This window comes from Bradyrhizobium sp., assembly GCF_050014615.1.
In the GTDB taxonomy this organism is placed as follows: domain Bacteria; phylum Pseudomonadota; class Alphaproteobacteria; order Rhizobiales; family Xanthobacteraceae; genus Bradyrhizobium.
In genome coordinates this window covers 1-11,381 of record NZ_JBEKCZ010000169.1, presented here as the reverse complement: position 1 = coordinate 11,381, position 11,381 = coordinate 1, and the positions used below count along the sequence as shown (strand labels likewise).

11 protein-coding genes are annotated in these 11,381 nt (G+C 64.1%); 7 read left to right on the top strand and 4 right to left on the bottom strand.

All coding sequences use genetic code 11. The features are described 5' to 3' along the window. From ABR948_RS22745 to ABR948_RS22720, 6 genes are all read left to right on the top strand, one after another. Positions 1-423: DUF3237 domain-containing protein (locus tag ABR948_RS22745; RefSeq protein WP_428122354.1), on the top strand; the 423-nt coding region annotated here is incomplete at its 5' end. A gap of 247 nt (positions 424-670) precedes the next feature. After that, on the top strand, positions 671-1,474 hold the full coding sequence (locus ABR948_RS22740; RefSeq protein ID WP_428122351.1) for a crotonase/enoyl-CoA hydratase family protein: 804 nt from the start codon (positions 671-673) through the stop codon (positions 1,472-1,474). 1 nt (position 1,475) lies between these two features. Beyond that, a complete protein-coding gene (locus ABR948_RS22735; protein WP_428122349.1) occupies positions 1,476-3,356 on the top strand; it encodes a feruloyl-CoA synthase in 1,881 nt (626 codons plus the stop codon). A 28-nt stretch (positions 3,357-3,384) separates the two neighbouring features. After that, positions 3,385-4,146 carry an SDR family NAD(P)-dependent oxidoreductase gene (locus ABR948_RS22730; RefSeq protein WP_428122347.1) on the top strand — a complete coding sequence of 254 codons (762 nt, stop codon included), beginning with the start codon at positions 3,385-3,387 and terminating at the stop codon, positions 4,144-4,146. Between the two features lie 9 nt (positions 4,147-4,155). Next, positions 4,156-4,575 carry an acyl-CoA thioesterase gene (locus ABR948_RS22725; RefSeq protein ID WP_428122344.1) on the top strand — a complete coding sequence of 140 codons (420 nt, stop codon included), beginning with the start codon at positions 4,156-4,158 and terminating at the stop codon, positions 4,573-4,575. A 108-nt stretch (positions 4,576-4,683) separates the two neighbouring features. Then, the gene (locus ABR948_RS22720) at positions 4,684-5,835 is read left to right on the top strand and encodes an ABC transporter substrate-binding protein (protein ID WP_428122342.1); all 1,152 of its coding nucleotides are present in this window, start codon (positions 4,684-4,686) and stop codon (positions 5,833-5,835) included. A 174-nt stretch (positions 5,836-6,009) separates the two neighbouring features. On the opposite strand, the gene ABR948_RS22715 is transcribed toward ABR948_RS22720, so the two are convergent. From ABR948_RS22715 to ABR948_RS22705, 3 genes are read right to left on the bottom strand one after another with little or no spacing between them, the layout of a single operon-like run. Continuing rightward, positions 6,010-6,753, bottom strand: coding sequence for an ABC transporter ATP-binding protein (locus tag ABR948_RS22715; RefSeq protein WP_428122339.1), 744 nt, complete (start codon positions 6,751-6,753; stop codon positions 6,010-6,012). Next, positions 6,750-8,519, bottom strand: a complete 1,770-nt coding sequence (locus ABR948_RS22710; RefSeq protein ID WP_428122337.1) for a branched-chain amino acid ABC transporter ATP-binding protein/permease — start codon at positions 8,517-8,519, stop codon at positions 6,750-6,752. The genes ABR948_RS22715 and ABR948_RS22710 overlap by 4 nt, the downstream gene beginning before the upstream one ends. 5 nt (positions 8,520-8,524) lie before the next feature. Continuing rightward, positions 8,525-9,565: a branched-chain amino acid ABC transporter permease gene (locus ABR948_RS22705; protein ID WP_428122335.1), complete on the bottom strand. Its 1,041-nt coding sequence runs from the start codon at positions 9,563-9,565 to the stop codon at positions 8,525-8,527. A 371-nt stretch (positions 9,566-9,936) separates the two neighbouring features. Between ABR948_RS22705 and ABR948_RS22700 the strand changes: the two genes are divergently transcribed. Continuing rightward, the gene (locus tag ABR948_RS22700) at positions 9,937-10,455 is read left to right on the top strand and encodes a MarR family winged helix-turn-helix transcriptional regulator (protein ID WP_428122333.1); all 519 of its coding nucleotides are present in this window, start codon (positions 9,937-9,939) and stop codon (positions 10,453-10,455) included. Positions 10,456-10,607: 152 nt separating this feature from the next. Here the strand turns inward: ABR948_RS22700 and ABR948_RS22695 are convergent. After that, positions 10,608-11,381 (bottom strand): putative bifunctional diguanylate cyclase/phosphodiesterase (locus ABR948_RS22695; RefSeq protein WP_428122331.1); only part of this gene is annotated, 774 nt, incomplete at its 5' end.

Sequence of the window (11,381 nt, the reverse complement as noted above, 5' to 3'; positions counted from 1 at the left end):
ACTGCCCATATCGGCGGCGTGACCTCCGCCGGCGATATCGGCCACGGCGTCAGGCGGATCATTCCGGTTATTGGCGGCGAGGTGCGCGGCGCCGGGATCAACGGGAAGATCTGTGGGTTCGGCGCGGATTTTCAGATCATCCGGCCCAATGAGCTGATCGAGCTCGAAGCCAAATATGCGTTCGAGACCGACGACGGCGCCGTGGTCTATGTCGAGAACAAGGGCATCCGCTTTGGCCCCGTCGAATTGTTGCAGCGCCTCAAGCGCGGCGAGCCGGTCGATCCCAGGCTGATCTATTTCCGCACCGTGCCGCGGTTCGAGACCGGCAGCGAAAAATACCGCTGGCTGATGCAAAATCTGTTTATCGGATCGGCCGCGCGTCACCCCGATCGCGTCGTGCTCGACGTGCACCAGGTGCTGTGAGGGCTGCTTTTCTTACCCTCCCCTGGAGGGGGAGGGTCGGCTCGCATGAGCGCAGCGAAATGCGAGACGGGGTGGGGTGATCCCTCAACTCGGGCAGCGCTCAAGGGGAGAGACTGTCACCCCACCCCGCCGCTCCTTTCAGTCGCGTCGACCCTCCCCCTCCCAGGGGAGGGTAAAAACCCTGCTTGTTGACTCCCTCCCCATTAGTTATAAAACATAACTATTCTAGGCAGGACACAAAAGCTCCATGGGAAACGCCGCCTCCGCCGGGACCTCGGACCCGTCTGCGCTGCTCCAGCTCGAAATATCGGGGCCGGTGCTGACCGTCGGCCTCAACCGCCCGGCCAAGCGCAATGCGCTGAACGACGGCATTATTCTCGCGATCCAGGATTGCTTCTCCAGTCTGCCGGATGGCATCGGCGCGGTCGTGATCCATGGCATCGGCGACCATTTCTCATCCGGCCTCGATCTGTCGGAATTGACCGAGCAGGACGCCACCGAGGGCCTGCGCCATTCGCAGATGTGGCATCGGGTGTTCGACCGCATTCAATATAGCCGCGTGCCCGTGATCGCCGCGCTTCGCGGGGCGGTGATCGGCGGCGGATTGGAACTCGCCTGCGCCGCGCATATTCGCGTCGCCGAGCCCAGCGCCTATTTCGCATTGCCCGAGGGTCAGCGCGGCATCTTTGTCGGCGGCGGCGGCTCGGTGCGGCTGCCGCGGCTGATTGGGGTCGCCCGCATGACCGACATGATGCTGACCGGGCGGGTTTATTCGGCGACCGAGGGCGCGTCCTACGGCTTTGCGCAATATCTCACCGAGGAAGGCAATGCGCTGGCCAAGGCCAAGGAACTCGGCGCGCAGATCGCGAAAAATGCGCCGCTGACCAATTTCGCGGTGCTGCAGGCGCTGCCGATGATCGCCGAGGCCAATCCGCAGACGGGGCTCTTGATGGAGTCCTTGATGGCGACGGTGGCACAGAGCGACAAAGAGGCTAAACTTCGGATCCGTGCGTTCCTCGATCGCAAGACGGCAAAGGTGAAGCCGACCTGACATGAGCGCCAAACCCGACATGTCCTTACCCCTAGCCGCCAGCGCACATCCGCTGCGTGCGATTTCGTTCGGCGATCCCGCGGTGTCGATCGATCGCCGCGCCGATGGCACCATCTATCTGCGCCCAAAGACCGCGCTCGGCGACTATCCGGTCCGAATAACAGATCGTCTGCACCATTGGGCCAAAGTCGAGCCGAACCGCATTTTCATGGCGGAGCGCGAGACAGGCGGCGGCTGGCGGCAAATCACCTACGCGCAATTGCTGACCGCGACCCGGCGCATCGCCTCAGGCTTGCTCGCGCGCGGTCTGTCGGCCGAGAAACCGGTCGTGATTCTCTCCGGCAATTCGATCGACCACGCTTTGGTCGCGTTCGGCGCGCTCTATGCCGGTGTGCCGTTTTGTCCGGTGTCGCCGGCCTATTCGCTGGTGTCGAAGGATTACGGCAAGCTTGGCTTTCTGATGAAGCTGCTGACGCCGGGTCTGGTATTCACCGAGGACGCCGGCAAATTCGACGATGCGATCCGCGCCAATATTCCCGATCAAATCGAGGTTGTGGTGTCGCGTGGCGACGTGCCGGGCCGCGAGATCACGATGCTCGGCGACTTGCTGGCGTCGCCGGAGCATCCGGGCCTTGATGCCGCGCATGACGCGATCGGTCCGGATACGATCGCAAAATTTCTGCTGACATCAGGCTCGACCGGCAATCCGAAGGCCGTCATCAACACCCAGCGGATGATCTGCGCCAATCAGGTGATGCTGCGCGAGACCATGGCGTTCCTGAAGGACGAGCCGCCGGTGATCGTCGACTGGCTGCCGTGGAATCATACGTTCGGCGGCAATCACAATATCGGTCTGACGCTGTACAATGGCGGCTCGATGTATCTCGACGCCGGCAAGCCGATGCCCGGCGGCATCGAAGAGACCGTGCGCAATCTTCGCGAGATTTCCCCGACCGTCTATTTCAACGTGCCGAAGGGCTATGAATCGCTGCTGCCGTATCTGCGCGACGACCAGGCGCTGCGCGCCAGATTCTTCCATCGGCTGCACGCGATGTTCTTCTCCGGGGCGGCGATGTCGCCCTTTATCTGGAACAGCCTCGACGAACTCGCGGTGCAGGAGACCGGCTTTCGGGTGCCGATGCTGACGGGGCTCGGCGCCACCGAGACCGCGCCGTTCTTCATGTCGGTGCGGCCCGCCACCAGCCGCTCAGGCCATGTCGGGCTTCCCGTCTCCGGCAATGAGGCCAAGCTTGTGCCCGATAATGGCAAGCTCGAGGTTCGCGCCAAGGGGCCGAACGTCACGCCGGGCTATTGGCGCCAGCCCGAACTGACCGCGCGGGCCTTCGACGAGGAAGGTTTCTACAAATTCGGCGACGCGCTCAAGCCGGCCGATCCCGATGATCTCGGCGCCGGCTTCGATTTCGACGGCCGCATCGCCGAGGATTTCAAGCTCGCCAGCGGCACCTGGGTCAGCGTCGGTCCGCTCCGCGCCCGCTTCATCGCGGCCTGTGCGCCGCTGGTGCGCGACGTGGTGATCGCGGGCATCAACCGCGACGAGTTGTCGGCGCTGGTGGTGCTCGACCTCGACGGCTGCCGCCTGATCAATCCAACGCTGCCATCCGATGACCTCGCGGCAATTGCGGGCGACGCCCTGATCCGTGCCGCGTTTCGCGAGCGATTTACAAAGTTTCTGGCTGTCTCGACGGGGTCGTCGACGCGGATCACGCGCGCGGTGCTGCTGGATACGCCGATGTCGATCGATCGCGGCGAAGTCACCGATAAAGGGTCGATCAATCAACGCGCGGTGCTGGAGCATCGCAGCCGGCTGATCGACGAGCTATATTCGCCAGCCCCCGCGGTCGACGTCATCACGCTGAACTGAATTCGAACCAAATCGCCAGGAGGAAACCATGCAGTTGAAAGATCAGGCCGCTATCGTCACCGGGGGCGCATCGGGACTGGGCGCCGCCACCGCGCGCAAGCTCGCCGCGCAGGGCGCCAAAGTCGCGGTGTGCGATCTCAACGCCAAGCTCGCCGAAACCGTCGCCGCCGAGATCGGCGGTGTCGCGGTCATCTGCGACGTCGCCGACGCGGCCTCGGCGGAGGCGGCGATCGCCGCGGCGAGCAAGGCCCATGGTGTGGCGCGGGTGTTGGTGAATTGCGCCGGCATCGGCGCCGCCAAGCGGGTGATCGGCCGCGACGGGCCGATGCCGCTGGCCGATTTCGAGAAGATCATCAGGGTCAATCTGATCGGCTCGTTCAACATGATCAGGCTGGCGACGACGGAAATGTCGAAACTGGAGCCGCTGGCGGGTGGCGAGCGTGGCGTGGTGATCTCCACCGCATCGGTCGCCGCCTATGACGGCCAGATCGGGCAGTCGGCCTATTCGGCCTCGAAAGGCGGCATCGTCGGGATGACGCTGCCGATCGCGCGCGAACTGGCGCAGTTCGGCATTCGCGTCCTGACCATCGCGCCCGGATTGTTCCTGACGCCGCTATTGGCCAATCTGCCGCAGGAAGCCCAGGACTCGCTGGCCGCGGCGATCCCGTTTCCGCGCCGGCTCGGCCACGCCGACGAGTTCGCCTCGCTGGCGCTGCACATGATCGACAATCCCTATCTCAACGGCGAGGTGGTGCGGCTCGATGCCTCGCTGCGCATGGCGCCGCGCTAGGACCATCGAATGTTCGTCAACCGCAGGAACGTGCAGATCCAGTGGGGCGATTGCGACCCCGCCAACATTGTCTATTACCCGCGCTACTTCGCGATGTTCGACGACTCGACCTCGATCCTGTTCGAGGCCGCCGGTTTCTCCAAGCAGGACATCGTCAAGAAGTATGGCCTGGTCGGCATTCCCATGGTGGATACGCGGGCGAAATTCTACATCGCCTCGACCCATGGCGACTGGATCGCGATCGAAAGCCGGATCGAGGGTTTCAAGCGCTCGAGCTTCGAGGTGACCCACAAGGTGTTCAAGGGCGAGGCGCTGGCGATCGAGGCGTTCGAGACCCGCGTGCTGGTCGGGCATCACCCGGACGATCCCGGCAGGCTGAAATCGGCGCCGGTGCCGCAGGAGATCATTGCAAAATTCATGCAGGGCTGACTCGTCGGGCGCATTAACTTCTGGCGCATCTAAAGAAGGGGCTGAAAACGTCCTCGAATTTTGCTTTATGAAATAAGCATCCAAAATAAACACATGAGGGAGGAAATAATGAGGAAGTTTCATCTGTCGGCCGCCATTGCCGCGGCGGCGCTCGCGCTGCCGGCCTATCCCGCGGCCGCGCAAACCAGTGAAATCACCATCGGTATCACGACCACCACCACCGGACCGGCGGCGGCGCTCGGCATCCCCGAGCGCAACGCGCTTGAATTCGTGCCGAAGGAAATTGGCGGCGTGCCGCTCAAGATCATCGTGCTCGACGATGGCGGCGATCCGACCAACGCCACCACCAATGCGCGGCGCTTCGTCACCGAATCCAAGGCCGATATCATCATGGGATCGGCGACCACGCCGCCGACCATCGCGGTATCCAATGTCGCCAACGAGGCCGGCATTCCGCATTTCGGCCTCGCGCCGTTTCCGGTCACGCCGGAACGGGCGAAGTGGTCGGTGGTGATGCCGCAGCCGGTTCCGATCATGGGCAAGGTGCTGTACGAGCACATGAAGGCGCACAACATCAAGACCGTCGGCTATATCGGCTACTCCGATTCCTACGGCGATCTCTGGTTCAACGACTTCAAGGCGCAAGGAGTGGCGATGGGACTGACGCTGGCCGACGAAGAGCGCTTTGCGCGGCCGGATACGTCGGTGACCGGGCAGGTGCTGAAGCTGGTGGCCGCCAATCCCGATGCGATCCTGGTCGGCGCCTCCGGCACCGCGGCAGCCTTGCCGCAGTCGGCGCTGCGCGAGCGCGGTTACAAGGGCCTGATCTATCAGACCCATGGCGCCGCCAGCATGGACTTCATCCGCATCGCCGGTCCCTCGGCTGAAGGCGTGATCATGGCGTCGGGTCCGGTGATGTCGCCGGAAACGCAGCCGGACAGCGCGCTGACCAAGAAGCCGGGTCTCGCGCTCGACACCGCCTATGAGGCCAAATACGGCCCCAACAGCCGCAGCCAGTTCGCCGGACATTCCTACGACGCCTTTGAAGTGCTCAAGCGCGTGATTCCGGTGGCCTTGAAGACCGCCAAGCCCGGCACGCCGGAATTCCGCGAGGCGATCCGTCAGGCTTTGCTCAGCGAACGTGAGATTGCAGCGAGCCAGGGCGTCTACAACTGGACCGAAAAAGATCGCTCCGGCCTCGACGACCGCTCGCGCATCATCCTCACGGTGAAGGACGGCAAGTACGTGCCGGCGATGTGAGGGGCAGGAGCGTTTTCATACACACGGCTGTCATCACCCGCGAAAGCGGGTGATCCAGTACGCTGCGGCGTCGAGATCAAGCTTCACTGTCTCGGAATACTGGATGCCCCGCTGGAGCCTGTCATCGGGCAGCGCTTCGCGCTGACCCGTTGGCGGGGCATGACGGCCTAGGTGCTAACTCGCGCCCGCGCCCTCATGCGCAAAACCCAGATAGCTCGCGGCGACGCGCGCGTTGGTGGCGATGTCCTTCGCCGGCCCATCCAGGACGAACTCGCCGAGCTCCATCACATAGGCGCGGTCGGCGATTTCCAGGGCGGCCTTGGCGTTCTGCTCGACCAGCAGCACCGATACGCCGCTGGAGCGCAACTCGCCGACGATGCGGAAGATATCGGCGACGATGATCGGCGCCAGCCCGAGACTGGGTTCATCGAGCATCAACAGCTTCGGTGCCCCCATCAAAGCGCGGCCCATCGCCAGCATCTGCTGCTCGCCGCCCGACAACGTGCCCGCCAATTGCTTGCGCCGCTCTTTCAGGCGCGGAAACAGCGCGTAGACCCGCTCGAACGATTGCGCCGCGACCGATTTGGCGATCCGGAAAGCGCCGAGCTGCAGATTGTCCTCGACATTCATGGTGCCGAACAATTCGCGATGCTCCGGCACCAGGCTGAGGCCGGCCGCGACCCGGTCCTCGATCTCGAGCCGCAACAGGTCCTGGCCGGCGAAGGTCACGCGGCCCTTCAGCGGCAGGATTCCCATGATGGCGTTCAACAGTGTGGTCTTGCCGGCGCCATTGGCGCCGATGATGGTGACGATCTCGTTGCCGGCGACATCGAGCGAGACCGAGCGGACCGCCTCGACCTTGCCATAGGCGATATGGACCGACGATACCGACAATAGCGCGCTGGCCCCGGGATTCATGCGACCGCTCCGAGATAGGCCTTGATCACATCAGGATTGGTCTTGATCGCCTGCGGCGTGCCCTCGGCGATCTTGGTGCCGAAGTCGAGCACCACGATGCGGTCGGCCAGATCCATCACGAATCCCATGTCGTGTTCCACCAGCAGCACCGACATGCCGCCGTCGCGCAATTGCCGCAGCAAGGCGGCGAGCCGCTGCTTTTCCATGTGGCGCAGCCCGGCCGCCGGCTCGTCGAGCAGCAGCAGCATCGGGTCGACGCAGAGCGCGCGGGCGATCTCGACGATGCGCTGCTGGCCGAGCGACAGGCTGCCCGCAAGCTGATCGATCTGATCGCCGAGCCCGACCCGCTCGATCTGGCGGGTCGCTTCCGCGAGCAATTTGGCTTCATCCGACCGGTCGAGGCGGAACATGCTGGCGATGGCGCCGGCATGGCCGCGCAGATGCGCGCCGATCGCGACGTTTTCCAGCACGCTCATGTCCGGCACCAGTTTGACATGCTGAAACGTTCTGGCGATGCCGAGTCTCGCCACCTGTTGCGGCAGCGCCTTGTCGATTTTCTTGCCGAGAACGGAGATGGTGCCGCCGGTCGCGGTGAGCACGCCGGTGATCAGGTTGAAGGTGGTGCTCTTGCCGGCGCCGTTGGGGCCGATCAGGGCGACGATTTCGCGGGCCTGGACGTCGAAGGAGACGTCGTTGACCGCGATCACGCCGCCGAACTGCTTGCGCGCATGGTCGACCTGCAGCAGCACGTCCGGCGTGACGGCAGGGCGCACGCGCGGCGCCAGCACCAGCGATGTATCGGGCCGCCGCCGTTTGGGCTTGAACGGCAGTCGCGCCGTCAGCCAGGGCCACATCCCGCTCGGCGCCAGTTGCAGCAGGGCCACCAGCAGGATGCCGAACACGATGGTCTCGAGCTGGCCCTCGCCGTGAAACAGATACGGCAAATAGCTTTGCAGGATTTCCTTGAGGATGACGACGATGGCGGCGCCAAGCACGCCGCCCCAGACATAGCCGGCGCCGCCGACCACCGCGATGAACAGATATTCGATGCCGGCCTGCGCGCCGAACGGCGTCGGATTGGCGGCGCGCTGCAGATGCGCATACAGCCAGCCCGACAGGCCGGCCAGCACCGCCGCATAGATGAACACCAATAGCTTGGCGCGCGGCGTCTGCACGCCGAACGCCTCGGCGGCGATGTGCCCGCGCCGCAGCGCGCGGATCGCGCGGCCGGTGCGCGAGTCCAGCAGGTTCATGGTGAGCAGCGCGCAGATCAGCACCGCGGTCCAGATCGCAAAATAGATCGTGCCGGGATCGATCATCCGCAGCGAACCGATTTGAAGCGGCGGGATGCCGGAGATGCCGTCGTTGCGGCCGAGGAATTCAAGCTTGCTGAACAGATAAAATAGCCCGAGGCCCCAGGCGAGGGTGCCGAGCGGCAGATAGTGGCCCGACAGCCGCACCGTGACGAGGCCGAGCAGGACCGCGGCGGCACCGCTCACCAACAGCGAGAGCGGCAGCGTCAGCCACGGCGAGACGCCGTAGGCCGTGGTCAGCACCGCGGTGGTATAGGCGCCGAAGCCGCAAAACGCCGCCTGGCCGAACGAGGTCAGGCCGCCGACGCCGGTCAGGAGCACCAGTCCCATCGCCACCAGCGCGGACAGGCCGATATTGTCCAACAGCACGATCCAGAACGGCGGCATGCCTGGGATGAACGGGATCGCCGCCATCGCCGCCGCGAACGCGATCATGGGGAAGCGCTGCATCATCGCGATCAATCCTTCTCTTCCTCGACCGCGGGCGCCGCCAGCGACCGCAGCACAAGCACCGGAAGGATCAGCGTGAAGACGATAACTTCCTTGAAATTGCTGGCATAGAACGAGGAGAAGGCTTCCACCGACCCGACCAGCAATGCGGCGATCGCGGTCAGGGGATAGCTCACGAGGCCGCCGATGATCGCGGCGACGAAGCCCTTCAGGCCGATCAGGAATCCGGTGTCGTAATACAGCGTCGTGATCGGCACGATCAGGATTCCGGAAATGGCGCCGATCACGGACGCCAGCAGGAAGGCGATCTGTCCCGACAGCGCGGTCCGGATCCCGACCAGGCGCGCGCCCAGGCGATTGACGGCGGTGGCGCGCAGCGCCTTGCCGGTGAGGGTAAAGCCGAAAAACAGCCAGAGGCCCGCGATCAGTGCGAGCGTGATGGCGTAGACGGCGATGCTCTGGCCGGTGAAGCGCAGCGGACCGAGCGTAAAGGCGGTATCCGAAAGTGCCGGGCCGCGCTGGCCCTCGGCGCCGAAGAACACCAGGCCGAAACCCTGCAGCGCGAGATGACAGCCGACCGAGGCGATCAGCAGCACCAGCACCGAGGCATGGGCGATCGGCTGAAACGCGATGCGATAGAGAAACAGTCCGATCGCCGCGACGATCGCCAGCGACAGCGCGATGTTGACGGCGACCGGGCTGTGGCGGCCGGCGAGCTGGATGCTCAGGGCCAGGATCGCTGCGGGCAGCACGATATTGATCGCGAAGGCCCGCCCGACCAGCCGCAGATGCAGCGACCGGCGGCCCGCGAACAGGTCGAGGCCGAACGCCACGATGCCCATCGCCACCGCCAGCCGCGCCGTGCCCGGCACCTGGCCTGACGACAGCGTGGCATAGGTCAGGGCGCCGTAGGTGACGAACTCGCCCTGCGGAATCAGGATCACGCGCGTGACCGCGAACACCAGCACCAGCGCCAGCCCGAGCAACGCATAGATCGCGCCATTGGTAATGCCGTCCTGCAGCAGGAACAGCATGATCGTCGTGTTCAAGACCGGGCGCTCCCCCCTGAGCCTGATCGGTTCTGATGGAATCAGAACCGGGGCTCCAATCTTCGTTATGACGCGCTTTCTTCACGCGAACCGGTATTCACCCCGGATCAAGTCCGGGGCAGGCCCCGGATCAAGTCCGGGGCAGGCTTTCGCTCGAAAACGCTCTCAAGGCGTCGGTCGCGTGCGGCCTTGAGGTGCCGCCCGCCGATCCGATAACAGCAGTTGAAAAAGCCTGCCGATATTTGATATGGTGGATAACAATTATCAATTATAATCTCAAGGCCCGGTGCGCTTTCGCCCGGGAGTTTCCAGAATCCGGTGTTTCCAGAATCTGGGTGTTTTCAGCCTAGCGGGATTGCGAGCCTCGAGCGATGACTGTTTCCAAGACCGCCGTCGATGTCGCCAAGGCGTCCCGCCCCGCCCGCAAGGAGCCGGCGGTCGACGCGACCGAGGGCATCGCATTACAACTGGGTGAATTATCCGAGTTGCTGGGCTATTCGCTCAAGCGCGCGCAGTTGAAAGTGTTCGAGGACTTTTTGCGCTGCGTCGCGCCATTGCAGCTGACCCCGGCGCAATTCTCGGTTCTGCTGCTGCTCGACAAGAATCCCGGACGCAACCAGACCGAAATCGCCAACACGCTCGGAATCCTGCGGCCGAATTTCGTGGCGATGCTCGATGGCCTGGAGAGCCGCGATCTGTGCGCGCGGATGCGCTCCACCAACGACCGCCGCTCGCACATCCTGGTCCTGACCGACAAGGGCCGGGCGGTGCTGGCGCGGGCGAAGAAGCTCGTCGCCGCCAAGCACGAAGCACGGCTCAATGAATTGCTGGGCCCCGCCAACCGCGCCGCGCTACTGGGCATGCTGGCCAGGATCGCAACGGAGTTTTAGGGACTTTGTCATTCCGGGGCGCGAAGCGAACCCGGAATCTCGAGATTCCCCGATGTGCAACTGCACATCTGAGGTTCGTCGCTTCGCGCCGCCCCGGAATGACAGCGTATTCTATTTACGCGGTCTACACTCCATGGAAACGGAGCGTGCGCTCAAGCCGCGACGATACGGTCGGGAGCCAGCTTGGTCCCGCGTCCTGAAAGGAACAGCCGCTCGATTTCCCGCGCCGGCAGCGGCCGGCTGAACAGGAATCCCTGCATCTCGGTGCAGCCTTCGGACGTGATGCTGTCGAGCTGTTCCCGCGTTTCCACGCCTTCGGCCGTGGCGGTCATGCCCATTCCCGTCGCAAGTGCTGCGACCGCCCGCACGATATTCAGCGAGCCGGTGTTTTCCGTGATGTCCTTGACGAACGAACGGTCGATCTTGATCTTGTCGAACGGAAAACACTGCAGGTAGGTGAGCGAGGAATATCCGGTGCCGAAATCGTCCAGCGCGATGCGGACGCCAAGCGCGCGCAACTGATGCAGCACAGCCAGCGTCGTTTCCTTGTTCTGCAGCAGAACGGTCTCGGTAATTTCAATTTCGAGCCGGGTCGGATTCAGGCCCGAGGTCGCGAGTGCGCCGACGATGATTTGCATCAGGCCGGGATTGCGGAATTGAACGGCCGAAATATTGATGGCGACGCGGGCGTCTCCCGGCCATCGCGCCGCGGTCGCGCAGGCTTCGCGGATGACCCACTCTCCCATCGGGACGATGAAGCCGATTTCTTCCGCCAGCGGAATGAAGGTGCCCGGGGAGACCAACCCCCGCTGCGGATGATTCCAGCGTATCAGGGCCTCGAATCCGCTGATTTCGTTGCTCGCCAGATTCACCACCGGCTGGTAGTAGAGCTCGAACTCGCCGGCCGGCAGCGCCTTGCGCAGGTC

Coding starts and splice junctions, on each gene's coding strand:
- ABR948_RS22740 (WP_428122351.1), top strand. CDS start 671: ATGGGAAACGCCGCCTCCGCCGGGACCTCGGACCCGTCTGCGCTGCTC.
- ABR948_RS22735 (WP_428122349.1), top strand. CDS start 1,476: ATGAGCGCCAAACCCGACATGTCCTTACCCCTAGCCGCCAGCGCACAT.
- ABR948_RS22730 (WP_428122347.1), top strand. CDS start 3,385: ATGCAGTTGAAAGATCAGGCCGCTATCGTCACCGGGGGCGCATCGGGA.
- ABR948_RS22725 (WP_428122344.1), top strand. CDS start 4,156: ATGTTCGTCAACCGCAGGAACGTGCAGATCCAGTGGGGCGATTGCGAC.
- ABR948_RS22720 (WP_428122342.1), top strand. CDS start 4,684: ATGAGGAAGTTTCATCTGTCGGCCGCCATTGCCGCGGCGGCGCTCGCG.
- ABR948_RS22715 (WP_428122339.1), bottom strand. CDS start 6,753: ATGAATCCCGGGGCCAGCGCGCTATTGTCGGTATCGTCGGTCCATATC.
- ABR948_RS22710 (WP_428122337.1), bottom strand. CDS start 8,519: ATGATGCAGCGCTTCCCCATGATCGCGTTCGCGGCGGCGATGGCGGCG.
- ABR948_RS22700 (WP_428122333.1), top strand. CDS start 9,937: ATGACTGTTTCCAAGACCGCCGTCGATGTCGCCAAGGCGTCCCGCCCC.